Origin of the sequence: Pseudoxanthomonas sp. SL93, from assembly GCF_026625825.1 — a bacterium.
GTDB lineage: Bacteria > Pseudomonadota > Gammaproteobacteria > Xanthomonadales > Xanthomonadaceae > Pseudoxanthomonas_A.
The window spans coordinates 3,466,852-3,492,134 of record NZ_CP113065.1; the positions used below are offsets into that span (position 1 = coordinate 3,466,852).

The window sequence follows — 25,283 nt, forward strand, 5'->3', positions numbered from 1 at the left end:
GCGCGGAAACGACGACGGCGGGCCGAAGCCCGCCGTCGTGATCGCGTGCAACGGGTGAATGCTTACTGCTGCGTGGTACCCGGTGCTGCCAGACGCGCTTCGGCATCGGCCGTCAGCAGGCGGTTGATGTCCTGCACGTCGGTGCCGTCCAGCGTGCCGGCGGCCTGTTCCAGCAGCAGTCGGTTCTGCAGGAACTGGTACTTGGCTTCGGCATACACCACCTGTGCCTGGAACAGCGTGCGCTGGTTCTGCAGCACGTCCAGCACGGTACGGGTACCGACTTCCAGGCCGACCTGCGAGGCATCCAGCGCGCTCTGCGCGGAGAACACCGCCAGGCGGCGTGCTTCCACTTCGCTGACGCCGGCCACCAGGGCCTGGTAGGCGCTGCTGGTGTTGCGGACCAGGGCGCGACGGGTCTGTTCCAGCGCATCGGTGGCGCGATCGCGCTGGGCCAGTGCCTGGCGCACGCCGGACTGGGTGGCGCCGCCGGCGAAGATCGGCACGCGCAGGGTCAGGCCCCAGTTGTAGCCTTCCGCGTCTTCCGACACGGTACCGCCGACGGAATCCCAATCGGTGCCGTTGGAGTAACCGCCGCCGAAGCTCAGCGTGGGGTAGTGGCCGGCACGCGCGCTGGAGACGCCGAACTCGGCGGATTCGGCCTGAAACTGCGCCGACTTCAGGCTCGGGTTCTGCTCGAGCGCACGGTTGACCCACACGTCAGCGGTCTGGTCGACCGGCAGTTCCGGGCGGAAGTCATCCGGCAGGCCCTTCAGGCCGCTGATCGGCTGGCCGGTGATCTCGGCCAGCGCGCGGTAGCGGTCGTCCAGCAGGTTGCGCGCCAGGATGGTGTTGGCGCGCGCGCTGTCGTACTGCGCGCGGGCTTCGTGCACGTCGGTGATGGGCGCCAAGCCCACGTCCAGGCGCTTCTGCGCGTAGTCGAACTGCTTCTTCGAGGCGGCCTCGTTGGTTTCCGCGGCGGCCAGCGACTCGATGCCGATCAGCACGTCGAAGTAGGCGGCCGAGGTGCGCGTGATCAGTTCGTTGTTCGCCGCGGCCAGGTCGTAGTCGGCGGCGTTGCTGATGGCGCGCTGGCCACGCAGGTTGGCGATGCGGCTCCAGTCGAAGACCGACTGGCTGACCTCCACGCCGTAGCTGCGGCCCTTGGCATCGCCCAGCGGGCTGCCCGGGCGGCTGCTGTGCGCACGGCTGTATGCCGCAGTACCGTCAATCCGCGGCAGCAGCGCGGCGCGTGCCTGCACGGCGCCTTCCTTGTCGAACAGGCGGGTGGCTTCGGCGATGGAAAGCTGCGGGTCGCCGGCGCGCGCCAGCTCATAGGTCTGCATCAGGTCGGTGGCGTTGGCCGAGAACGGCAGCGCCAGAGCGAGCGCGAGTACGAGGGGGCGACGGCTCATGCGGTTTCCTTTTTTAATCTTCAGAAGACGAACTGGGGTGCCGGCGCGGCACCGATCAGATAGGGGAGGTCGGTTTCGAACAACGATTCGGTGCGCGTCCCGTTGACATCCTGGACGTGCAGCACGGCTTCCATCACCGGTGATGCGCCCTGCACCACGAACAGGCGTCCGCCCGGGCGCAGCCACTTCAGGAAGTGCGCCGGCAGCGCGCTGACCGCGCCCGTGACGCACACCACGTCGAAGCGGCGGTCGGTGTCGTAGGTCAATGCATCCGCGGTTTCGATGCGCACGTTGTTGCCCAGGCCCGCCGCATCCAGGCGTGCACGCGCGGCCGCGGCCAGGCCGGGATGGATTTCGAGGCTGAGCACGTCGCGCGCCAGGTGGCCCAGGCAGGCGGCCAGGTAGCCGCTGCCGGTGCCGATCTCCAGCACGTCTTCGTCGGCCTGCGGCTTCAGCGCCTGCAGCGTGCGGCCTTCCACCACCGGCTTCATCATGGCCTGGCCGTCGCCCAGCGGCAGTTCCAGGTCGGCGTAGGCCAGCGCGCGGTGCGCGTCGGCCACGAAGGCCTCGCGCGGCAGCGTCGCCAGTGTGTCAAGCACGCGCGCGTCCAGCACGTCCCAGGGACGTACCTGCTGTTCGACCATGTTCTCGCGGGCTTGGGTGTAATCGATCGTCATGGGGGGTTATCCGACGCGGAGGGCTGGGCCGGGCATTTTAGCGGGCTGGCCCCGTCCGCGCTGCGCAAGGATCGCGGTTGGCCCTGCAACGGACGCAGTGCCGGAAGTCACCGCGACCTCCGTCGGCCGGGGGCGGGCTTCAGGTTCAGCGCCGGCCATAGGCTCTCAGGAACATGTCCACGGTGGCGTCGATGTGGCGGTTGACGTCGCTGCGGCCCATCTGGCCACAAAGGCCGCAGGTCATCCGCATGTGCGCCTCGCCCTTGACCAGGGTGAAGAACTGCACCGAGGCCGTGGCAACGTCCGGGATATCCAGCTCGCCCTGGGCCACCTGGGCCTGCAGGAGGGCGGCGAACGCATCATGGGTGCGCTGCGGACCGGCTTCCCAGAAGGTCTGCTTGAGGCGGTCGTCGATGTTGCCGGGCACCATCATCATGCGGTGCGTGCTGATGGCCTCGTCGCTGCTGATCAGCGCGAAGAAGGCGTGCGCGATGGCTTTCAGCTGTTCGCGCAGCGAGCCTTTCAGCTCGATCTGGAACAGGGTGTCGGGCAGCATTTCCTCGCACTTGGCCTGCACGGCGGCGGCGAACAGCGCGTCCTTGTCGCCGAAATGGCTGTACACGGTCAGCTTGGAGACGCCCGCTTCGGCGGCAATCTGGTCCATGCTGACGCCATTGAAGCCCTCGCGGGCGAACAGCAGCTTGGCGGCTTCCAGGATGGCGGCGCGCTTGCCCAGGTCCTTGGGGCGCCCCGGCCCGCTGGCGGGCTTGGCGGCTGGCTTGCGACGGCTGGCAGGGGAAGAAGGACTGACCATCAGTGAATACTAGACTACCCGGTTCGATATTTATACTATACCGCCAAGTCTACTAATTGTTGAGCCGCGGAGCGGTTATGCCAAGCATGCGCTGGAACAGAGTGTTCGGGATCCTGTTGGTCGGCCTGGCGGCCTGCAGTGCGGAGCCGCCTGCCGAGTCGCCACGCCCCGCGCTGGTGGTGCAGCCGGGCGGTGGTGCCGAGGCCGCGTTGTCGGCCTACGCCGGCGAAGTGCGCGCCCGCGAGGAAAGTCCGCTGTCGTTCCGCGTGGGCGGCAACCTGGTCCGCCGCAACGTCGATGCCGGCGCGCGGGTGCAGAAGGGCGAGGTGCTGGCGCTGCTGGACCCCGGCGACTTCGCTCTGCAGGCACAGGCCGCGCAGGCACAGCTGGCCGCTGCCGAAGCCGACCTGGTCCGCACCCGCGGTGACCGCGACCGCTACGCCACGCTGGTGGGCGACAAGCTGATCAGCCAGTCCGCCTATGACGCGCAGGTCGCCGCCTACAAGGCGGCCGAAGGCCAGGCGCGCGCCGCGCGGGCGCAGATGGACGTGATGCGCAACCAGGAAGGCTATTCGCAGTTGCGCGCGCCGCGCGACGGCGTGATCGCCAGCCGCCAGGCCGAAGCGGGCCAGGTGGTGGCCGCCGGCCAGACGGTCTTCACCCTGGCCGCCGACGGCGGGCGCGAGGTGGCCATCGGGCTGCCGGAAAACCGCATCCGCGACTTCAGCATCGGCCAGCCGGTGGCCATCGAGCTCTGGAATGCCCCCGGCCAGCGCCTGCCCGGCGCCATCCGCGAGATCGCGCCTGCCGCCGATGCGCAGACGCGGACCTACGCGGCACGCGTGACGCTGGTGGGCGACGCTGCGCAGCAGGTGGAACTGGGCCAGAGCGCGCGCGTGTACGTGCAGGAAAACGGCACGAAGGCCGCACTGAAGCTGCCGCTGTCGGCCATCCAGCGCGGTGAAGGTGGCAAGACCACGGTATGGGTCGTCGATCCCGCCACGGGCAAGGTGCGTTCGCAGCCCGTGCAGCTGGGCGCGTACGGCGAGGTGTCCGTGCCCGTACTGGGCGGCGTGAAAGCCTCCGACTGGGTGGTCGGCGCCGGCGGGCACCTGCTGCGGGAAGGCCAGGTCGTCACGCCGGTGGACCGCAACAACCGGCCGTTGAAGCCCGCGGCCGGTGGTGGTGCCGCGGCCGTCGCGTCGCGCGCGGAGTAAGCCATGCGCCGCTTCAATCTTTCCGAATGGGCGTTGACCAACCGCAGCCTGGTGCTGTTCCTGATGATCCTGCTGGGCATCATCGGCGCGTGGTCGTACCGGCACCTGGGCCAGTCCGAGGACCCGCCCTTCACCTTCAAGGCGATGGTGGTGCGCACGGTATGGCCGGGCGCCAGCGCCGAGGAAGTCTCGCAGCAGGTCACCGAGCGCATCGAGAAGACGCTGATGACCACCGGCAACTACGAGTTCATCCGCTCGTACTCGCGCCCGGGGGAGTCGCAAGTGATCTTCATGGCGCGCGACTCGATGAAGTCGAAGGAGATCCCCGATCTCTGGTACCAGGTACGCAAGAAAGTCGGCGACATCCGCGCCACCCTGCCCAGCGGCGTGGTGGGGCCGTTCTTCAACGATGAATTCGGCGACACCTTCGGCAACATCTATGCACTGACCGGCGAAGGCTTCGACTACGCGGTGATGAAGGACTACGCCGACCGCATCCAGCTGGAGCTGCAGCGCGTGGATGACGTGGGCAAGGTCGAGCTGGTCGGCCTGCAGGACGAGAAGATCTGGATCGAGCTGTCCAACACCAAGCTGGCCACGCTGGGCATTCCGCTGAGCGCGGTCCAGCAGGCGCTGGAGGAACAGAACGCGGTCACGCCGGCGGGCTTCTTCGAGACGCCCAGCGACCGCGTGCAGCTGCGCGTCAGCGGTGAGTTCACCACGGTCGACGAGATCCGCGACTTCCCGATCCGCGCCGGCGGGCGCACGGTCAAGCTGAGCGACATCGCCACCATCAAGCGCGGCTTCGCCGACCCGGCCGCGCCGCGCATGCGTTTCATGGGCAAGCAGGGCATCGGCATCGCGGTGGCAATGAAGGACGGCGGCGACATCCTCACGCTGGGCGAAACCCTCGAAGCCGAATTCCAGCGCCTGCAGAAGACGCTGCCGCTGGGCATGGAGCTGCGCAAGGTGTCCGACCAGCCGGCGGCGGTGGAAGAGTCGGTGGGCGAGTTCGTCCGCGTGCTGGCCGAGGCGGTGATCATCGTGCTGCTGGTCAGCTTCTTCTCGCTGGGCATGCGCACCGGCCTGGTGGTGGCGGTGTCGATTCCGCTGGTGCTGGCGATGACGTTCGCGGTGATGCACTACTTCGGCATCGGCCTGCACAAGATCTCGCTGGGCGCGCTGGTGCTGGCGCTGGGCCTGCTGGTGGACGACGCGATCATCGCGGTGGAGATGATGGCCATCAAGATGGAACAGGGCTTCGACCGGTTGAAGGCGGCCAGCTTCGCCTACGAATCCACCGCCTTCCCGATGCTGACCGGTACGCTGGTGACCGCGGCGGGCTTCCTGCCGATCGCCACGGCGGCGTCGAGCACGGGCGAGTACACGCGTTCGCTGTTCCAGGTGGTGACGATCGCGCTGGTGGTGTCGTGGATCGCGGCGGTGCTGTTCATCCCCTACCTGGGCGACAAGATGCTGCCCGACCTGGGCAACCCGCAACCGCCAAAGCCCGGTTCGCTGGCCGCGCGCTGGCACGGCTTCCGCGCGCGCCTGGCCGATCGCTGGCCGCAGTACGCCGGCATGCTGGCACCCAAGGCGCATGATGCGCACGACCACAACCCCTACCACACCCCGTTCTACCAGCGCTTCCGTGGCTGGCTGGACGCGTGCCTGCGCCATCGCTGGCTGGTCATCGGCATCACCGTGGTGGCGTTCATCGGTTCCATCGCGCTGTTCCGCTTCGTACCGCAGCAGTTCTTCCCGGATTCCGTGCGGCCGGAGCTGATGGTGGACCTGGAACTGGCCGAAGGCAGCTCGCTGAAATCGACCGATGCCCAGGCGCACAAGCTGGAACAACTGCTGGCCAAGCGCGACGGCATCCAGAACTACGTGGCCTACATCGGCACGGGCTCGCCGCGCTTCTACCTGCCGCTGGACCAGCAGCTGCCACAGGCCAACTTCTCGCAGTTCGTGGTGCTGACCGACAACGCCGAGGCGCGCGAGGACATCCGCCGCTGGCTGATCGACGAGGTCGGACCGCAGTTCCCCGAGCTGCAGTTCCGCGTGACGCGCCTGGAGAACGGGCCACCGGTGGGGTATCCGGTGCAGTTCCGTGTCTCCGGCGAGCACACCGAACGCGTGCAGGCCATCGCGCGCCAGGTCGCGGAGAAGGTGCGCGCCAACACGCAGGTGACCAACGTCAACCTGGACTGGAGCGAACCCAGCAAGGTCGTGCGGCTCGCCATCGACCAGGACCGTGCCCGCGCGCTGGGCGTCAGCACGGCGCAGGTCTCGCACTTCCTCAGCGGCTCGCTGTCCGGATTGAGCGTCAGCACCTACCGCGAAGGCAACGAACTGGTGGAGATCCTGCTGCGGGGCCCCGACGAGGAGCGCACGCGGCTCGACCTGCTGGGCAGCCTGGCGGTGCCGACCAGCAGCGGCGGCACCGTGCCGCTGTCGCAGATCGCCAACCTGGAATACGCCTTCGAGGACGGCATCATCTGGCACCGCGACCGCCTGCCGACCGTCACCGTGCGCGCCGACATCAAGACGGACGACGTGACGGCACCGACGGTCATCGCGCAGATCCTGCCCACGCTGGACGGGATCCGGGCCGAGCTGCCGCAGGGCTACCTGCTGGAAACCGGCGGCACGGTGGAAGATTCGGCACGCGGCCAGAAATCGATTGCCGCGGGCATGCCGCTGTTCCTGCTGGTGGTGGCGACGCTGCTGATGCTGCAGCTGCGCAGCTTCTCGCGCGTCGCGCTGGTGCTGCTGACCGCGCCGTTGGGCCTGGTGGGCGTGACGCTGGCGTTGCTGATATTCCGCGTGCCGTTCGGCTTCGTCGCCATGCTGGGGACCATCGCGCTGGCCGGCATGATCATGCGCAACTCGGTGATCCTGGTGGACCAGATCGACCAGGACATCCGTGCCGGGCACGACCGCTGGCACGCCATCATCGATGCGACCGTGCGCCGCTTCCGTCCCATCGTGCTGACCGCGCTCGCCGCGGTGCTGGCGATGATCCCGCTGTCGCGCAGCGCGTTCTTCGGCCCGATGGCGGTGGCGATCATGGGTGGCCTGACCGTGGCCACCGTGCTGACCCTGTTCTTCCTGCCGGCGCTGTATGCGGCATGGTTCAAGGTGAAGCGGGAAGAGGCCACGTCCTGACGTCCGGGTGAAGCCGGGCTTGCCCGGCTTCGCTGGCGTATCCAGTCGGCAATGGCGCGCGCTGCGTTCCCTGTTGCCAGGATGGAGCCGGGGGAACCCCGGCTCTGCGCCATCAGTCCCGCAGTTCGGTCACGTAGCAGTGCGCCTGCATCTGCTCCAGCACCGCCTGGGTGGCGGCCTGGGTGGAGACGCCGCGGCCGCCGGTGGCCAGGTCATTGGTGAAGACCTGGGCGTTGAGTGCGCCGTCCACCGCGCGTTCGATGCAGTCGGCTTCCTCGTAGAGGCCCAGCGAATGGCGCAGCAGCATCGCGCAACTCAGGATGGTGGCGTAAGGGTTGGCGATGCCCTTGCCGGCGATGTCGGGGGCGGATCCGTGGATGGGTTCGTACAGGCCGATCCTGCCATCACCCAGCGACGCCGACGGCAGCAGGCCCAGCGAGCCGGCCAGCATCGAGGCTTCGTCCGTCAGAATGTCGCCGAACATGTTCTCGGTGACGATGACATCGTATTCGCGCGGCTTCGCCAGCAGATGCATGGCCATCGAGTCCACCAGCTGGTGCTCCAGCCGCACGTCGGGAAACTCTTCGCGCCCCAGCCGCGTGGCGACGTCGCGCCACAGCCGGGAGGTTTCCAGCACGTTGGCCTTGTCCACCGATACCAGGTAGCCGCGACGCTGGCGCGCCAGCCGGAACGCACTGCGCACCACGCGTTCGATCTCGGTGACGCTGTAGCTGCACAGGTCGCTGGCGCCGCGCGCATCGCGCGTCTTTTCGCCGAAGTAGATGCCGCCGGTCAGCTCGCGCACCACCACGATGTCCACCCCGGTCAGCAGGTGCGGCTTGATGGGCGATGCATGCAGTGCCGCCGGATGCGGGCGCACCGGGCGCAGGTTGGCGAACAGCCCCAGCCCCTTGCGCAGCGCCAGCAGGCCCTGTTCGGGGCGCACTCTGGCATTCGGATCCGACCATTTCGGGCCACCCACCGCCCCAAGGAGCACGGCATCGGCCTGCTGGCAGGCCTGCAGCGTGGCCTGTGGCAGCGGCTCGCCATGCCGGTCGATGGCGATGCCGCCGATGTCGTGTTCGTGGAACGCGAACGTGTGGCCATGGCGGCGCGCCAGGGCGCGCAGGACGGAAACGGCGGCCTGGGTGACTTCGGGGCCGATGCCGTCACCGGGCAGTACGGCGATGTCAGCGTGCATAGCGGGTTGCCTCGTAGCGTTCGATGTCGGTCTGGCGGGCCAGCAGGTAGCCCAGTTCGTCCACGCCTTCCAGCAGGCAGGTGCGTGCGAAGTCATCCAGCGGGAAGGGGAAGATGGAGCCGTCGGGTGCGCGCAGCTCGCGGGCGGCGACGTCGATGACCAGGGTGTCGTCCGGGCGTTCCATCAGCGACTGCACGATCTCTTCCGCCAGCACCACGGGCACCAGGCCGTTCTTCAGGCTGTTGTTGCGGAAGATGTCGGCGATCTCGCTGCTGACGATGGCACGCAGGCCCAGGTCGGTCAGCGCCCACGGCGCATGCTCGCGCGAGGAACCGCAGCCGAAATTGCGCCCGGCCAACAGGATCTGCCGCCCGGTGTTCTCGGGCTGGTTGAACGGGAACGAAGGATTCGGCGTGCCGTCGGGCAGCCGGCGCCAGTCGTTGAACGCATGCTGGCCCAGGCCGGCGCGTTCGGTGGTGGACAGGAAGCGCGCGGGGATGATCTGGTCGGTGTCGATATTGGTTTCGGCCAGCACCACGCTCTTCGAACGGATTTCGCGGAAGCCGGCCATCACGCCACCTCCTTCCGCGAGGAGAAGGCCGCATCGTCGAACAGCCTGCGCGGATCGCTGACGCAGCCGTTCACCGCCGCCCATGCGGCGGTCAGCGGTGATGCCAGCAGCGTGCGCGAGCCCGGACCCTGGCGGCCTTCGAAGTTGCGGTTGCTGGTACTGACCGCCAGCTGGCCCGGTGCGACCAGGTCGCCGTTCATGGCGATGCACATCGAACAGCCCGGCTCGCGCCATTCCGCGCCGGCGGCACGCACGATGCGGTCGATGCCCTCGGCCTCGGCCTGGCGCTTGACCTGCTCCGAACCCGGCACGACCAGCATGCGCACGCGCGGATCGACCTTGCGGTCGCGCAGTACGCTGGCGACCTCTCGCATGTCGCTGAGGCGGCCATTGGTACACGAGCCGACGAACACCACGTCCACCGCGGTGCCCTCCAGCGCATGGCCACTTTCGAAGGCCATGTAGTCCAGCGATTTCTGCGCGGCGGCATCGTTGGCGGCAGGGATCGGCGTGTCCACCGCGATGGCGGTGCCGGGGTGCGTGCCCCAGGTCAGCGTCGGGCGGATGTCGCGGGCGTCGATGGCCACTTCCACGTCGAAGCGCGCGCCGTCGTCGGTGACCAGCGTGGCCCACTCGGCCTTCGCCGCCTCGAACGCTTCGCCTTTCGGTGCGCGCGGTGCGCCGGCCATCCAGTCGAGGGTGGCCTGGTCCGGGGCGACCATGCCAGCGCGCGCGCCGGCTTCGATCGACATGTTGCACAGGGTCATGCGCTGCTCCATGTCCATCGCGCGGATGGTGGAGCCGCGGTACTCGATGACATGGCCGGTACCGCCGTTCACGCCGATCACGCCGATGATGTGCAGGATCACGTCCTTGGCGCCGACCCCAGGCGCGAGCGGGCCTTCGACCGTGATGGCCATGGTCTTGGGCTTGCGCTGCAGCAGGCACTGGGTGGCCAGCACATGGCCGACCTCGCTGGTGCCGATGCCGAATGCCAGTGCGCCGAACGCGCCATGCGTGGAGGTGTGGCTGTCGCCGCAGACGATGGTCATGCCCGGCTGGGTGAAGCCCAGTTCCGGTGCGATGACATGGACGATGCCACGCTGGTCCGAGCCCATGTCGAACAGCTCGATGCCGTACTCGGCGCAGTTGCGCGCCAGCGTGTCCACCTGCGACTCGGCGGCCCTGGTGTAGTACGGCAGCCTGCCGTCGGTACCGGCCGGCAGCGTGGGCGTGGAATGGTCCATCGTCGCCTTGGTGCGGTCCGGGCGACGCGGCGCCAGTCCGCGCGAGGCCAGCTCGGTGAACGCCTGCGGCGAGGTCACCTCATGGATCAGGTGCAGGTCGATGTACAGCACGGCGGGCGCGGCGTCGGTCTCGGGGACGACGACGTGGGCGTCCCACAGCTTGTCGAACAGGGTACGGGGGTGCGGGGTCATGCGGAGGTTCCGGTGATGCGGTCGGCGTGGTGGGGAGACGTCATGCGGCGGCCATTTCCTGTCGCGTCGGGTTGCGCTGGCGGAGCAGGCGATTGGCGACGTCCAGCCAGGCCAGCGCGCTGGCTTCGATGATGTCCTTGCTGGTGCCCGTGCCCTCGTACTCGACGCCATCGCAGCGTACCGACAGGCTGGCTTCGCCGCGCGCGTCGGCACCGATGCCCACGCTGTGCACCTGGTAGCTTTCCAGCTGCAGCTGCACGCCGGTCGCGGCCGCCAGCGCACCGAACAGTGCATCGACCGGGCCGTTGCCCTGTGCGGTTTCCGAAATGCGGTTGCCGTCCGGATCGGACAGCTCGACCAGCGCGTTGGCGCGCGAGCCCACGTCGCTGATGGTCATCGACGACAGGCGGTAGCCTTCGCTGACGGGCGCATCCTGCATCAGGGTCTGCAGGTCGTCGTCGTCCACCACGCGCTGTTTCTCGCACAGCGCCTTGAACTGTTCGAACACCAGGACCAGTTCGTCCTCCTCCAGCAGGTAACCCAGCGCCCGCAGGCGCTGCTCGACCGCGGCGCGGCCGCTGTGGCGCCCCAGCACCATCTGCGACGACGGCCAGCCCACGTCCTGCGGCTGCATGATCTCGTAGGTACCGCGATGGCGCAGCATGCCGTGCTGGTGGATGCCAGACTCGTGCGCGAAGGCATTGGCGCCGACGATGGCCTTGTTGCGCTGCACGGGCATGCCGACCAGTCGCGACAGCAATTGCGAGGTCGGGACGATGCGGCGGGTGTCGATGCGGGTATCCAGGTTGTAGAAGGCGTTGCGCACCTTCAGCGCCATCACGATCTCCTCGATGGCGCAGTTGCCGGCGCGCTCGCCGATGCCGTTGATGGACCCCTCCACCTGGCGCGCGCCGCCTTCGATGGCCGCCAGTGAGTTGGCCACGGCCAGGCCCAGGTCGTTGTGGCAGTGCGCACTGAACACCACCTTGTCGGCGCCCGGTACCTGCGCGATGACCCGCTCGAACATGCCGCGGATTTCCTCCGGTGTGGTGAAGCCGACCGTGTCGGGCAGGTTGATGGTGCGCGCGCCGGCCGCGATGGCCACGGCGACCACCTTGTGCAGAAAGTCCTCCTCGGTACGCGTGGCGTCCTCGGCCGAGAATTCGATGTCGTCGATGTGGGCGCGCGCCAGCGTGACGTGCTTCTGCACCGATTCCAGCACCTGCTCGCGGGTCATGCGCAGCTTGTGCTCGCGGTGCAGCGGGCTGGTCGACAGGAACAGGTGCAGGCGCGGCTTCGCCGCGGGCTGCAGCGTGCGCAGGGAGGTCTCGATGTCGCCGGGCAGGCAGCGCGACAGCACCGCCAAGGTGGTGTCGCGCAGGTCGCGCGAGATCAGTGCATGCGCTTCGCGGTCGGACTGCGAACTGGCCGGGAAGCCGGTCTCGATGACGTCCACGCCCAGGTCGGCCAGGCCGCGCGCCATCACCAGCTTCTGCTGCGGTGACATGCTGCAGCCGGGCGACTGCTCGCCGTCCCGCAGGGTGGTGTCGAAGATGCGGACGTAGGCCGGTCCGTTCGGCGTGGCAATGGATGTGGTCACCAGATGGATTCCTCTACGACAGCGGTTGCGGTGCGGCGGGTCCTGGACTTGTGCGGCACGGCAGGGGGAAGGGAAACGGGAAGCGGGTTGGAGGGCGCGAGCGAAGGTTCGCCTTCGGCCGCGCGCCGGCGCGGTTTGCGCGGTGGGCGTGGACGCACGTCGGACAGCAGCTGGGCCAGCACGGTGGCGTCGATGTTGCCGCCGGACACCACTGCGCACTTGCGTTTGCCGGCCACGCGGCGGCCGGCGGCCAGCGCCAGCGCACCGGCCCCTTCGGCGATCAGGTTTTCTTCCAGTGCCAGCCGCACCAGGGTTTCGCGAAGCTCGGCCTCGCGCACGATGACCACGTCGTCCAGCAGCTGCGTGCACAGCCGGCGGGTGATGAAGCCGGGCACCTTGACGCGCACGCCATCCGCCAGCGATGCGACCGGATTGATCGGTGCGGTGTCGCCGCGCATGGCACGGATCATCGAGTCCACGCCTTCCACCTGTGCGCCGACCACGCGCACGCCCTGCGACTTCAACGCAAGCGCGACGCCGGAGGCCAGGCCACCGCCACCGATCGGCACGATGACCACGTCCGGCGCATAGGGTGCGATCTCGATGCCCACCGTGCCCTGCCCGGCGATGACGTCGGGATCGTCGAAGGCGGACAGGAAGCGGTAGCCGTTCTGTTCGGCCAGGTCCCTGGCGAAGGCGAAGGCCTCGTCGTAGCTGTTGCCATGCTGGCGCACCGTGGCGCCCCAGTGGGCGACACCGGCGATCTTGGTCGCCGGCGCGCCATGCGGCATCACCGTGATCGCCTGCACGCCCAGGCGATACGCCGCCCATGCCAGTCCCTGCGCGTGGTTGCCGGCCGACGCGGCGATGACCGGCCGGCGGTCGCCGCGCTCGCGGGCGGCGAGCAGGGCATTCAGCGCACCGCGGACCTTGTACGAACCGGTGCGCTGCAGGTTCTCCAGTTTCAGCATCACGCCGAAGCGTTCGGCGTGATGCAGCGGCGTCGGCGGCAGGTAGCGCCGCAGCCGCGCCTGCGCCGCCAGCACGTCGGCCACGGTGACGACGACGTCGCCTACGTCGGGCTCATTGCTGGCGGGGGCGCGGCCGGCGTCAGGCATCGCGGCACGCGAATGGCTGATGTCGAAGAAGACGCCTCCGGACCACGACGTCCGCGTTGGCGGGCGTGGCATTCATGCGGCGCGGTCCTGGTGGCGGCGATCCCTGCTCAGTTCCTGCACGGCGCTGAAGGACAGTTCCTCCACATCGTAGATCTTCAGCAGCTGCTGGCGCAGCGTCTCCGGGGCACGGGTGCTGTCGATCACCAGCGCCAGTGCCCAATAGCCTTCGCTGTCGTGGGTGGCGTGTACCGCATGGGGCGGGAAACCACGGCGCTCGATCATGCCCAGCACGCGCACCAGCGCGCCCTCGGCAGGTTTGAGCTTCAGTTCAAGCCGGTAACGCATTCTTCTTCTCCGGGCCGTCGGCCGTGACGGCAGGCTCGGCGGTTGGGGTCGCGGGATTGGCATCCAGCATCGAACTGTTGGCGTGGTTCGGCGGCACCAGCGGCCAGACGTTGGCCTTGATGTCGATGCTGACGTGCAGCAGGGCAGGGCCGGGCTGGGCCAGCAGGTCGGCCAGGCCATCCTCGACTTCATCGCGCAGGCGGATGTGGCGTGCGGGGATGCCGAACACGCGCGCCAGCGCGGCGAAATCCGGGTTGTCGGACAGGTCGATCTCGCTGTAGCGCTCGGCGAAGAACAACTCCTGCCATTGCCGCACCATGCCCAGCGCGCTGTTGTCCAGCAGCACGATCTTCACCGGCAGCCGGCAGCGCGCGATGGTCGCCAGCTCCTGCACGTTCATCATGAAGCTGCCGTCGCCGCTGACCAGTACCACCGTGCGGTCCGGGCACGCGAACTGCGCGCCCATCGCCGCCGGAAGGCCGAACCCCATCGTGCCCAGCGCGCCGCTGGTCAGGTGGTTGCGCGGATCGTTGAACCGGCAGTGCTGCGCCACCCACATCTGGTGCTGGCCCACGTCGCAGGCAATGATCGTATCGGCGGGCGCGACCTCGCTCAGCCGTTTCAGCAGGCCGGGCGCGTAGATGTCGGTGCCCGGCGCGTCGTAGCGGAAGCCGAACTTCTCGCGATGGGTCTGGCAGCGCTTGCGCCATTCGTCGCAGGTGGTGCGCGCCGCAGTCAGCGTGCGCAGGCCGGTGGCGACGTCGCCGGGAATGGCGATGTCGGCGGTGCGCAGCTTGCTGATCTCGTAGGCATCGGCATCCAGGTGGATGACGCGGGCGAACGGCGCGAACTCGGCCAGCTTGCCGGTGGCGCGGTCATCGAAGCGTGCGCCGACCACGATCAGCAGGTCGGATTCCTGCACCGCCATGTTCGCCGCGCGCGTGCCGTGCATGCCCAGCATGCCCAGGTAGTGCGGGTGACTGGCAGGCAGCGCGCCCAGCCCGCGCAGGGTCAGCACGGTCGGGATGCGGGTGGCATCGACGAACTGGCGGAACGTGTCCACCGCATTCGCCAGGGAAATGCCACCGCCGCCGTAGATGACCGGCTTCTCCGCGCCGGCGATCGCGGCCAGCGCGTCGGCCAGCTTCGTGTCTTCCGGTGCCGGCAGCGGATCGACACTGGCCGGCACGTGGTCGGGGAGGTGCGAGGCATCGGCCATCTGCACGTCCTTCGGCAGGTCGATCAGCACCGGACCCGGGCGGCCTTCGCGCGCGATGCGGAAGGCTTCGCTGACGATCCGCGGCAACTCGTCCACGCGCCGCGCGATGAAACTGTGCTTGACGATGGGCAGGGTCAGGCCGAACACGTCCAGTTCCTGGAACGCGTCGGTGCCCATCAGCGCAGTGGCGACCTGGCCGGTAAGGCAGACCATCGGCACCGAATCCAGCATCGCATCGGCGATGCCGGTGACCAGGTTGGAGGCACCCGGGCCGGAGGTGGCCACGCACACGCCGACCTTGCCGCTGGCGCGCGCGTACCCGTTCGCCGCCAGCGCCGCGCCCTGCTCATGGCGCACCAGGATGTGTTTCAGGTTCGAATCCACCAGCGCGTCGTAGAACGGCATGATGGTGCCGCCCGGATAGCCGAACAGCGTGTCCACGCCCTCGGCTTCCAGGGCGTGGGCCAGCCAGCGGGCGCCATTGCGTGGTGCAGTGGCCGCGGGTGCGTTCATGCGGCGGCCTGCTCGTCTGTATCGGGTTGCGAGGCGTTGGCCTGCAGCCACACCATCTTCGCGCGCAGTTCCTTGCCGACCTTCTCGATCGGATGGTCCTTGTCCGCCTGCTGGAACCTCTTGTAGTTCGGCAGGCCGGCGTCGTACTCCGCCTGCCAGTTGCGGGTGAAGGTGCCGTTCTGGATGTCGGTCAGCACGTCCTTCATGCGCGCCTTGACCGAGGCATCGATGACGCGCGGGCCGCTGACGAAGTCGCCGTACTGCGCGGTCTCGGAGATGAATTCCAGCATGCGGGTGATCCCGCCTTCGTAGAACAGGTCGACGATCAGCTTCAGTTCGTGCAGCACTTCGTAGTAGGCGATCTCCGGCTGGTAGCCGGCTTCCACCAGCGTCTCGAAGCCGGCCTGCACCAGCGACGACGCGCCGCCGCACAGCACGGCCTGCTCGCCGAACAGGTCGGTCTCGGTCTCTTCCTTGAACGTGGTCTTGATGATGTTGGCGCGCGCGCCGCCCAGGCCGCCGGCGTAGGTCAGCGCGAACTGCTCGGCCTTGCCGCTCTTGTCCTGGTAGACGGCGTAGATGCATGGCACGCCGCGGCCGATCTCGTACTCGCGGCGGACCAGCGCACCCGGGCCCTTCGGTGCCACCAGCACCACGTCCAGGTCCGCGCGCGGGGCGATCATGCCGAAATGGACATTCAGGCCGTGCGCGAACAGCAGCACCGCGCCCTGCTTCATGTGCGGCGCCAGCACGTCCTCGTAGAGTTTCTTCTGCACCATGTCCGGCGTCAGCACCGCGACCAGGTCCGCGTCCTTCACCGCGTCCGCGGGCGCCTTCACCGTGAATCCGTCCGCCTGCGCCTTCGCTTCGGTCGGCCCACCCGGGCGGAGGCCCACGGTGACGTCGAAGCCGGAATCGCGCAGGTTGAGTGCATGCGCACGGCCCTGGCTGCCGTAGCCGACGACGGCGATCTTGGGCTGGGAAACGGTGTTGGCGGTGGTCATTGCGCTGGATTCCTGAGGGTTGAAGTGGTGTGGAAGATGCCTAAACAAAAAACCCCGCACTTCTCAGTGCGGGGTTTTGCGAATCTGGCGTGCTTTTCTGCTTACGCGCCGGTTCGTCCCGCACCTGTTGGCGAGGTAATAAGGACGAGTACGAGGACGGACGCCGCAGCGGGTGCGGTCAGGTCGGTCGTCGGGGGCGTGTGGCGCTGCAACATGGGGCCAAGAAAAACATGCCCCTGTCGGCAGTGTCAAGCGATTTGTCCACCCTTGCGACGATCGGATGATTTCAAGAGAGATGGTTGCAACTGAAACCGTGAAAAGCCCGCAGAATCAGGCCTCTCCCGCGTCATCGCAGTGATTCCGTTTCCATGCCCGAGTACCGCTCCAAGACGTCCACCCACGGCCGCAACATGGCCGGTGCCCGTGCGCTGTGGCGCGCCACGGGCATGAAGGACGACGACTTCCACAAGCCCATCGTGGCCATTGCCAACTCCTTCACCCAGTTCGTCCCGGGCCATGTGCACCTCAAGGACCTTGGGCAGCTGGTGGCGCGCGAGATCGAGCGCGTCGGCGGCGTCGCCAAGGAGTTCGACACCATCGCCGTTGACGACGGCATCGCGATGGGCCACGACGGCATGCTGTATTCGCTGCCCAGCCGCGAGGTGATCGCCGACTCGGTGGAATACATGGTCAACGCGCACTGCGCCGATGCACTGGTGTGCATCTCCAACTGCGACAAGATCACGCCCGGCATGCTGATGGCCGCGCTGCGGTTGAACATTCCCACCGTATTCGTGTCGGGCGGGCCGATGGAAGCCGGCAAGACCCGGCTGGCCAACCAGCAACAGGAACAGAAGCTCGATCTGGTCGATGCGATGGTGATGGCAGCCGACCCGAACGTGTCCGACGAACAGGTCGCCGCCGTCGAACGCAGTGCGTGCCCCACCTGCGGTTCGTGCAGCGGCATGTTCACCGCCAACTCGATGAACTGCCTGACCGAAGCGCTGGGCCTGTCGCTGCCGGGCAACGGCACGGTGGTGGCCACGCATGCCGACCGTGAGCAGTTGTTCCTGCGCGCGGGTCGTGTCGCGGTCGAGCTGTGCCACCGCTGGTATGGCGCGGAAGACCCCACGGCGTTGCCGCGCGGCATCGCCACGTTCGAGGCGTTCGAGAACGCGATGACGCTGGACATCGCGATGGGCGGTTCCACCAACACCATCCTGCACCTGCTGGCCGCCGCGCAGGAAGGCGAGGTGCCGTTCGACATGCGCGACATCGATCGCCTGTCGCGGCGCGTGCCGCAGCTGTGCAAGGTGGCGCCGAACACCCAGAAGTACCACATCGAGGACGTGCATCGCGCCGGCGGCATCATGGCGATCCTTGGCGAGCTCGCGCGTGGCGGCCTGCTGCATACGCATGTGCCCACCGTGCACGCGAAGACGCTCGCCGATGCCATCGCGAAGTGGGATATCACCATCGTCGATGACGAGGCGGTGCAGACGTTCTACAAGGCCGGGCCGGCAGGCATTCCCACCCAGGTCGCCTTCAGCCAGGCCACGCGCTGGGAATCGCTCGACGTGGATCGCGCCGACGGCTGCATCCGCAGCGTCGAGCACGCGTTCTCGCAGGAAGGCGGGTTGGCCGTGCTCTACGGCAACATCGCGCGTGACGGCTGCGTGGTGAAGACGGCGGGCGTGGATGAATCGATCCATGTCTTCGAAGGCACCGCACGCGTCTACGAGAGCCAGGACGCCGCGGTGGCCGGGATCCTCGGCGATGAAGTGAAGGCCGGCGACGTGGTGGTGATCCGCTACGAAGGCCCGAAGGGTGGCCCCGGCATGCAGGAGATGCTGTACCCCACCAGCTACCTGAAGTCGAAGGGACTGGGCAAGCAGTGCGCGCTGCTCACCGATGGCCGCTTTTCCGGCGGCACGTCGGGTCTTTCCATCGGCCACGCGTCGCCGGAAGCGGCAGCCGGTGGTGCGCTCGGGCTGGTGCGCGATGGCGACCGTATCCGCATCGACATTCCGCAGCGCTCGATCGATCTGCTGGTCACCGACGACGAACTGGCGGCCCGACGCAGCCGGCAGGACGCGAGCGGCTGGAAGCCCGCGCACCCGCGCACGCGCAAGGTCACGACCGCACTGAAAGCCTATGCGTTGCTGGCGACCAGCGCGGACAAGGGCGCGGTGCGTGACAAGGCCATGCTGGATGCCGTCTGATAGGGGCATGTTGCGTCCTTTCTTCGTCGCTTGCCTGCTTGCCCTTGTCGCGCTGCCCGCCTTCCCGCAGGAGGTCGCGCGAAAGCCGTGGGTCGTCGCCACCTACGCCTATCCCGACCGCGACCGCGCGGCCGCGATCCAGCCGCTGGCCGACTATCTGGCCAAGCGCGGCCTGCACCCCGTGCAGGTGCGCCTGTTCCCGTCGCCCACCGCACTGGTCGAAGCACTTCGCCGCGGCGAGGTGGATGTAGCCGTGCCCAACCTGCATGCGTACCTGCAGGCACGGCGCGGGCAAGAGCCCGTGGTCACGCTGCCCGTGCCGGACGTGCCTCCTGCGCAGGCCGATCGTTATCGTGCGGTGCTGGTGGCGCGTGGCGTGTCTTCACTTGATGCACTGGAACGCGATGCGCGACGGCTGAGGCTGGTGCTGGTCGGCCGCGACTCGGCGTCCGGCGGGTTCGTGCCGGCAGACCACCTCCGCAGGCTGGGACTCGATGCGGAAACGGCGTTCGCATCGGTGAAGTACGCGGGTTCACACGCCGCCGCCCTGCAGGCCGTCGTCGACGGCCGGGCAGACGTTGCCGCGCTCGCGGCCGACGTCTACGACGCGTCGCGGCCGCAGAGCGTCGTGGAGCTGTGGCGCTCCGACCCCATTCCACCGGGGCCGCTGCTGTGCCGTCCGGGGCCGGGCGTCCCCTGCCAGGCAATCACGGCATGGCTGCTGGAGGCGCACCTGCAGGATCCCGCCGTGATGGCGGCCCTTCGCGCTGGCTGGCCGGAATTCGGCGACGCGGAGCGCTTCATGGTGCCGGCGCGCGACGTCGCGGGTGCCCTGTTGCTGCAGATGGAGCCGTAGTCCCTGCCTCTGCGTGCCGCCGAGTCATTGTGGGCGCGGACCGATGTTTCGCGTAAGAAAGGCTTCCAACCGACGGTAGAACGCGATGTTGTTGGAATCAGCGTGGAATCCGTGGCCCTCGCCCCGGACCTGCATCCATTCCGGCACATTGCCGGCTCGCTCCAACGCCGTCTTCATGGCCTGGGCCTGGGCGATAGGCGTGCGCTCGTCGAGTTCGCCATGCGCGAGGAATACCGGAACCCTGATCCGCGCCGCCAGTGACGTGGGTGAATTGGCGGCGAGTTCCCCCTCGCTGCGTCCGATGGCGCGCCCCAGATAGTTGTTCCCCCAACGGGTAGCGTGTATGTCGCCCTTGGCATACATCATCTTCAGGTCGTATACGCCAGACATGCCCGCCGCGCACTTGATCAAGCCAGGCTCCTTCGCTGCGAGCATCATGGCGGAATACGCGCCAAAACTGATCCCGAATGTGCAGACGCGGTCCGCATCGGCGTAGCCTTGTGCGATGGCCCAGCGCAAACCGTCGAGCACATCGTCCTGCATCCGCGTTCCCCATTTCAGATAGCCGGCTTCCTGGAACGCCCGGCCACGTCCGCCGGAGCCGCGGAAATTCACCTGCAGGACCAGATAGCCGCGGCTGGCCAGGAACTGCGCATCCAGATCGAAGGCCCAGCCGTCCCGGATACCGTGCGGTCCGCCATGCGGCAGAACCACGACAGGAAGTTTCTCTGGAGTGGCGATGTCGTGGGGCAGGGTCAGAATGCCCTCAAGCTCCATGCCGTCGCTGGCCTTGAACCGGAATGGGCGCCGCTCACCCATGCGGCTCGCATCGAGTCCCTGGATGCTGGACAGCAGTATGGATGCCTTGCGCTTCACGCGATCAAACAGGTACCAGGAACCCGGGTCACGGTCGCTGTAGGCATATAGCAGGGTGACATTGCCGTCGCTGCTATGGTCCACATACTGGATGTAATGGTCGGGGAAGCTCAGATTGAGCGCATCATGCAGTTTGGCGTCCGGTGATTCCGGGTCGAAGTACACCACGCGGGGGCGTCCGTCACCGAGGGTTGCCGCGAACGGTAGCGACGGCCCGGATGACCATTCGATGGTGCCGAAGCTTCCGAGCGGATCGCTTGCCAGTACCTGGCGATCGGATGCGTCGGGGCGCGAACGTACGAACATCACCGGCCCACCCGCGACCGAATAGGAAGCGAACACCTGGCTGCCATCTGCGCTGAATCCGTACGGCGTCCACTGCGCACCCTGCTGGGGAGGAGGCATGGGCATCCATTCTTTGCCGCCCGCCTGGTTACCTGCTGTGTATAGAAGATAGCGGTTTTCGTCATCGGTGCCATACGCGTAGCGGGGTATGCCCTGACGGTCCAGGACGAAATTCAGGTCCCTGACGCCGATATCAGCGACCAGGCGAGCCACTGCCGTGTCCGCGTCTACATCGTAGAGTTGCGAACGATTGCTGTCGTGCGAGAGGCGGCGCAGGTAGAAGTGACCGTTCGGCTTCTCCGGTACGCCTGCGATATGGCCGAAACCCGGTTCGATGTTGCCGCTGCGCGTGGATTGCTGGTAGCCGAAGATGTACTTCTGGTTCCTGCCATCGAAGTCGGTGGCAACGATCTCGCCCATTGAGGTGGGTTGCTCGCGCGATCCCAGCAGGCGCCCCTTTGCAATGACGAGTCGCGTGGGGCTGACCCACTGTGCTTGTGCCGCCATCTCGTAGCGGGGCAGGCGCAGGAGCGTGGTCTGCTTCATGTCTTCGGTCCTGTAGACCGCCAATCCGTGATTGCCTTCGCCCAGATCCACGGATACGGCAATGTGGCGACCGTCGGTGGACAGCCGTGGCGAACTGACCTTGTTCGACGTCGCGAAAGCCTCTACAGGGACATCCTGTGCCGACGCATGAAGCGCGGACAAGATCAACGAGGCCACGGCGGCGGCCCTTATCGCAACATGCATGCTTCCCCCTGGTCCGCTTCAGCGTGCCTGCGGTCAGGTTAGCGTGTGCCTGCGCGGCAGGCCAGCGGGCGGGGGGACATGGACGCCCACGTGGCATTCGCCGGGGTTTGGATGTCTAATAGGCCCCGAAGCGGGGGTATCGCCGGCCTGGCCGGTGATTGAGACAGACCCTTCGAACCTGATCCGGTTGAGACCGGCGTAGGGAAGCTTCGCAGGATGCGCCGTATTGCCGTGTCGCCCGTCGCGGGCCCGCAATCCGTCCACCCATGCGCCGCCGCTTCGTCCGTGATGCGAGTTCCTCGCATCCCATTATGCGAATCCCTCGCAAGAGCCCGCACATCCATGTGCGGGGATTCAAAAAGGACGAACGCCGATGAATGCCATTCCCAAGCCCGCTACCGATCTGCTGCAACAGACCGGACAACTCTCCGAGTCCGTGACGCGCCCCATCCCGGGGTCGCGGAAGATCTTCGTGCAGGGTTCGCGCGCGGACCTGCAGGTGCCCATGCGCGAGATCACGCTGACGCAGACGCCGACGCTGTTCGGCGGCGAGGAGAACGCACCCGTCACCGTGTACGACACGTCCGGCCCGTACACCGATCCGGCAGCGACCATCGACCTGGCCGCCGGCCTGCCTGCGCTGCGCGCCAAGTGGATCGAGGAGCGTGGGGATACGGAACAGCTGCCGGCGCTCAGCTCGGAATTCGGCCGTTCGCGCGAAACCAATGCCAAGCTCGACAGCGTGCGCTTCCCCGGCCGCATCCTGCCCCGACGCGCGAAGGCGGGCGCCAACGTCAGCCAGATGCATTACGCCAGGCGCGGCATCATCACGCCGGAGATGGAGTACGTTGCCATCCGCGAGAACCAGCGCCTGGACGCGGTGCGCGATGCGATGCTGCTGAAGCAGCATCCCGGCGAATCCTTCGGTGCCAGCATCCAGACGTTCATCACCCCGGAGTTCGTGCGCGACGAGATCGCCCGCGGGCGCGCCATCCTGCCCAACAACATCAACCACCCGGAAAGCGAGCCGATGATCATCGGCCGCAACTTCCTGACCAAGATCAACGCCAACATCGGCAACAGCGCGGTCTCCTCCGGCATCGCCGAGGAAGTCGAGAAGCTGGTGTGGTCGATCCGTTGGGGCGGCGACACGGTGATGGACCTGTCGACCGGCAAGCACATCCACGAGACGCGCGAGTGGATCATCCGCAACTCGCCGGTACCGATCGGCACGGTGCCGATCTACCAGGCGCTGGAGAAGGTCGACGGCCGCGCCGAGGCGCTGACGTGGGAAATCTTCCGCGACACACTGATCGAACAGGCCGAGCAGGGCGTGGATTACTTCACCATCCATGCCGGCGTGCTGCTGCGCCACGTGCCGCTGACGGCGAAGCGGGTGACCGGCATCGTCTCGCGTGGCGGTTCGATCATGGCCAAGTGGTGCCTGGCGCACCACAAGGAGAACTTCCTCTACACGCACTTCGAGGACATCTGCGAGATTATGAAGGCCTACGACGTGGCCTTCTCGCTGGGCGACGGCCTGCGTCCGGGCTGCATCGCCGACGCCAACGACGCGGCGCAGTTCGGTGAACTGGAAGCGCTCGGCGAACTGACCAAGATCGCCTGGAAGCACGACGTGCAATGCATGATCGAAGGCCCGGGCCACGTGCCGATGCAGCTTATCAAGGAGAACATGGACAAGCAGCTGCGGGAGTGCGGCGAGGCGCCGTTCTACACGCTGGGGCCGCTGACCACCGACATCGCGCCAGGCTATGACCACATCACGTCCGCGATCGGCGCGGCGATGATCGGGTGGTTCGGCACGGCGATGCTCTGCTACGTCACGCCGAAGGAGCACCTGGGCCTGCCCAACCGGCAGGACGTGCGCGACGGCATCATGGCCTACAAGATCGCCGCGCACGCGGCCGACCTGGCCAAGGGCCATCCGGGTGCGCAGGTGCGCGACAACGCGCTGAGCAAGGCGCGTTTCGAATTCCGCTGGGAGGACCAGTTCCACCTGGGCCTGGATCCGGAGAAGGCCAAGGAATTCCACGACGAGACGCTGCCCAAGGATGCGCACAAGCTGGCGCACTTCTGCAGCATGTGCGGGCCGCACTTCTGTTCGATGAAGATCACCCAGGACGTGCGCGACTACGCGGCCGAACATGGCGTCGAGGAGCAGGCGGCGCTGGAAGCCGGCATGGCGGAAAAGTCGGCGGAGTTCCTGGCGCAGGGTGCCCAGGTGTATCGTCAGGGCTGAACCACCGCGCGGCCGCCTGCATCCATGGGGCGGCCGCCGGCGTATACCGTGATGACGTGCCTGCGGCCGGTGGGCACCATCGCCAACTCTTGAGGGCACGCCGATGGCACGACGCAATGCATTCACGCAGTACACGTTCTGGACCCTGCTGGTGGCTGCGGCGTGCCTGCTGTCGGCCTGCGCCACGGGGCCGCGCGTCACCAGCGACGTCGATCCGACCGCCAACTTCGGCGGCTATCGCACGTTCGCGTTCTATTCGCCGCTGGCCATCGAAGGGCAGGGCTACGCCACGCTGACCAGCGGCCGGGTCAAGGCCGCGGCGCGTGCGCAGATGGAGTCCCGGGGTTACGTGTACCGCGAAGCCTCGCCGGACCTGTGGGTGAACCTGAATGCCTACATGCAGGAAAAGACCGACGTGGTCACCATCCCCGAGGTGGACTACGACTACTACTACAGCTATCGCGCGCGCCGCTACGTGTCGGTGCCGTATTGGCGCGACCGCACCGACGTGTACCGCTACACCGAGGGCACGTTGAACGTGGACCTGGTGGATGCGAAGGAAAACCGGCTGGTGTGGGAAGGCGTGGCCGTCGGCCGCGTGGGCCGCAGCAAGCCGGAAGAGCGCGGCGCCAGGATCGATGCGGCGGTGGCGGAGATCTTCGCGCGCTACCCCTATCGCGCCGGCAGTGCAACGACCGTGGCGGCGCCATGAAAGGCGGCGGGGCGGTTGTCCGCGCGGGCATCGGCTTCGGCACGGCATTGGCCATCACCATTTCATGGAGCGCCAACAAGTCGCTGCTGTGGGTGGTGATCCACGGGCTGCTGTCGTGGATCTACGTCGCGTACTACGCCCTGGTCCATCACCGTTGATGCGGCGCGCATGACCATGCCGTTGACATGGCTGCGCTGGATGGTCACGGCGCGCCGGCATCCGTCCGCATTCCTGCTGCTGGTGCAGCTGTGCGGCGTGCTGCTGTATCCGGTGATGGAAGACACCCAGGCCGGCCGCGCGCTGTTCGGTGCGTTCGGCATCCTGGTGCTGGCGCTGGCGTTGTGGGTGGTCAACCGCAGCCGCTCGGTCAACTGGATCGCGTGGTCGCTGGCGGTGCCGTCGGTGGCGCTTTCGCTGGTGGCCGCGCTGTGGCACCAGCCCGGCCTGGGGGCGTATGCGCACCTGCTGGAAAGCGCGCTTTACTTCTATACGGCCGGCAGCCTGATCGCCTACATGCTGCAGGACCACAAGGTCACCAGCGACGAGCTGTTCGCGGCGGGCGCGACGTTCACGCTGCTGGCATGGGCGTTCGCGTTCGCATTCTCGGTGTGCCAGCAATGGTATCCGGGCAGTTTCACCGCGGCGGTGGATGCGGACTCGCCACGCACATGGATGGAACTGCTGTTCATCAGCTTCAGCCTGCTGTCCGGCGTGGGGCTGAGCGACATCATGCCCATCCTGCCGCAGGCGCGCGCGCTGGTGATGCTCGAACAGTTTGCCGGCGTGATGTACATCGCCGTGGTGGTGTCGCGACTGATCGGCCTGACCATCCTGAAACTGCCGCGCTCCTGAGCGCCGGCAAATCCGCAGGCAAAAAAATTCGCGCCGGAGCGCGAATGATGGAGCGTATGTAATAGGACGTCGGCGAGAGAGAGAGTTTGCCTGTGCTGCTCCCGTTCAT

Annotated in this window: 20 protein-coding genes and 1 riboswitch; of the genes, 8 read left to right on the forward strand and 12 right to left on the reverse strand. The window is 67.5% G+C overall.

Going from position 1 to position 25,283, the window contains the following annotated elements; translation table 11 throughout:
- Positions 1–62: 62 nt before the first annotated feature.
- From OVA13_RS16190 to OVA13_RS16200, 3 genes are all read right to left on the reverse strand, one after another.
- Positions 63–1,412 (reverse strand): TolC family outer membrane protein, encoded by a 1,350-nt coding sequence (locus tag OVA13_RS16190; protein ID WP_267791483.1) that lies wholly within the window; start codon positions 1,410–1,412, stop codon positions 63–65.
- A 20-nt stretch (positions 1,413–1,432) separates the two neighbouring features.
- Positions 1,433–2,089, reverse strand: coding sequence for a protein-L-isoaspartate O-methyltransferase family protein (locus OVA13_RS16195; RefSeq protein WP_267791484.1), 657 nt, complete (start codon positions 2,087–2,089; stop codon positions 1,433–1,435).
- 145 nt (positions 2,090–2,234) lie between these two features.
- The gene (locus tag OVA13_RS16200; protein WP_267791485.1) at positions 2,235–2,903 is read right to left on the reverse strand and encodes a TetR/AcrR family transcriptional regulator; all 669 of its coding nucleotides are present in this window, start codon (positions 2,901–2,903) and stop codon (positions 2,235–2,237) included.
- A 77-nt stretch (positions 2,904–2,980) separates the two neighbouring features.
- Between OVA13_RS16200 and OVA13_RS16205 the strand changes: the two genes are divergently transcribed.
- Positions 2,981–4,120, forward strand: a complete 1,140-nt coding sequence (locus OVA13_RS16205; RefSeq protein ID WP_267791486.1) for an efflux RND transporter periplasmic adaptor subunit — start codon at positions 2,981–2,983, stop codon at positions 4,118–4,120.
- Positions 4,121–4,123: 3 nt separating this feature from the next.
- Positions 4,124–7,291, forward strand: a complete 3,168-nt coding sequence (locus OVA13_RS16210) for an efflux RND transporter permease subunit (protein WP_267791487.1) — start codon at positions 4,124–4,126, stop codon at positions 7,289–7,291.
- A 112-nt stretch (positions 7,292–7,403) separates the two neighbouring features.
- Here OVA13_RS16210 and leuB read toward each other — a convergent pair whose 3' ends face one another.
- From leuB to ilvC, 8 genes are all read right to left on the reverse strand, one after another.
- Positions 7,404–8,492, reverse strand: coding sequence for a 3-isopropylmalate dehydrogenase (gene leuB, locus OVA13_RS16215; protein WP_267791488.1), 1,089 nt, complete (start codon positions 8,490–8,492; stop codon positions 7,404–7,406).
- Positions 8,482–9,063 carry a 3-isopropylmalate dehydratase small subunit gene (gene leuD / locus OVA13_RS16220; protein ID WP_267791489.1) on the reverse strand — a complete coding sequence of 194 codons (582 nt, stop codon included), beginning with the start codon at positions 9,061–9,063 and terminating at the stop codon, positions 8,482–8,484. Before leuD ends, leuB begins: the two co-directional genes overlap by 11 nt.
- A complete protein-coding gene (leuC, locus tag OVA13_RS16225; protein ID WP_267791490.1) occupies positions 9,063–10,502 on the reverse strand; it encodes a 3-isopropylmalate dehydratase large subunit in 1,440 nt (479 codons plus the stop codon). Before leuC ends, leuD begins: the two co-directional genes overlap by 1 nt.
- A 40-nt stretch (positions 10,503–10,542) precedes the next feature.
- Positions 10,543–12,102 carry a 2-isopropylmalate synthase gene (locus OVA13_RS16230; RefSeq protein WP_267791491.1) on the reverse strand — a complete coding sequence of 520 codons (1,560 nt, stop codon included), beginning with the start codon at positions 12,100–12,102 and terminating at the stop codon, positions 10,543–10,545.
- Complete coding sequence (locus OVA13_RS16235; protein WP_267793555.1) at positions 12,099–13,220, reverse strand: threonine dehydratase; 1,122 nt, start codon at positions 13,218–13,220, stop codon at positions 12,099–12,101. Before OVA13_RS16235 ends, OVA13_RS16230 begins: the two co-directional genes overlap by 4 nt.
- A 72-nt stretch (positions 13,221–13,292) precedes the next feature.
- Positions 13,293–13,565, reverse strand: a complete 273-nt coding sequence (locus tag OVA13_RS16240; RefSeq protein WP_267791492.1) for an ACT domain-containing protein — start codon at positions 13,563–13,565, stop codon at positions 13,293–13,295.
- Positions 13,549–15,297 carry an acetolactate synthase 2 catalytic subunit gene (ilvG, locus tag OVA13_RS16245; RefSeq protein WP_267791493.1) on the reverse strand — a complete coding sequence of 583 codons (1,749 nt, stop codon included), beginning with the start codon at positions 15,295–15,297 and terminating at the stop codon, positions 13,549–13,551. Before ilvG ends, OVA13_RS16240 begins: the two co-directional genes overlap by 17 nt.
- Positions 15,294–16,301, reverse strand: a complete 1,008-nt coding sequence (ilvC, locus tag OVA13_RS16250) for a ketol-acid reductoisomerase (RefSeq protein WP_267791494.1) — start codon at positions 16,299–16,301, stop codon at positions 15,294–15,296. Before ilvC ends, ilvG begins: the two co-directional genes overlap by 4 nt.
- Before the next feature lie 368 nt (positions 16,302–16,669).
- On the opposite strand from ilvC, the gene ilvD reads away from it, so the two are divergent.
- Positions 16,670–18,523, forward strand: a complete 1,854-nt coding sequence (ilvD, locus tag OVA13_RS16255; RefSeq protein ID WP_267791495.1) for a dihydroxy-acid dehydratase — start codon at positions 16,670–16,672, stop codon at positions 18,521–18,523.
- A 7-nt stretch (positions 18,524–18,530) separates the two neighbouring features.
- Positions 18,531–19,379, forward strand: coding sequence for a phosphate/phosphite/phosphonate ABC transporter substrate-binding protein (locus tag OVA13_RS16260; RefSeq protein ID WP_267791496.1), 849 nt, complete (start codon positions 18,531–18,533; stop codon positions 19,377–19,379).
- A gap of 24 nt (positions 19,380–19,403) precedes the next feature.
- On the opposite strand, the gene OVA13_RS16265 is transcribed toward OVA13_RS16260, so the two are convergent.
- Positions 19,404–21,350, reverse strand: coding sequence for an alpha/beta hydrolase family protein (locus OVA13_RS16265; protein ID WP_267791497.1), 1,947 nt, complete (start codon positions 21,348–21,350; stop codon positions 19,404–19,406).
- 122 nt (positions 21,351–21,472) lie between these two features.
- A riboswitch (TPP riboswitch) is annotated at positions 21,473–21,573 on the forward strand.
- 150 nt (positions 21,574–21,723) lie between these two features.
- On the opposite strand from OVA13_RS16265, the gene thiC reads away from it, so the two are divergent.
- The 4 genes from thiC (at position 21,724) to OVA13_RS16285 (ending at position 25,174) form a co-directional block, all read left to right on the forward strand.
- Positions 21,724–23,610 carry a phosphomethylpyrimidine synthase ThiC gene (gene thiC / locus OVA13_RS16270; protein WP_267791498.1) on the forward strand — a complete coding sequence of 629 codons (1,887 nt, stop codon included), beginning with the start codon at positions 21,724–21,726 and terminating at the stop codon, positions 23,608–23,610.
- Between the two features lie 103 nt (positions 23,611–23,713).
- Positions 23,714–24,322, forward strand: coding sequence for a DUF4136 domain-containing protein (locus OVA13_RS16275; protein WP_267791499.1), 609 nt, complete (start codon positions 23,714–23,716; stop codon positions 24,320–24,322).
- Positions 24,319–24,480 carry a hypothetical protein gene (locus tag OVA13_RS16280; protein WP_267791500.1) on the forward strand — a complete coding sequence of 54 codons (162 nt, stop codon included), beginning with the start codon at positions 24,319–24,321 and terminating at the stop codon, positions 24,478–24,480. Before OVA13_RS16275 ends, OVA13_RS16280 begins: the two co-directional genes overlap by 4 nt.
- 16 nt (positions 24,481–24,496) lie before the next feature.
- Positions 24,497–25,174, forward strand: a complete 678-nt coding sequence (locus OVA13_RS16285; protein WP_267793556.1) for an ion channel — start codon at positions 24,497–24,499, stop codon at positions 25,172–25,174.
- Positions 25,175–25,283 lie beyond the last annotated feature (109 nt).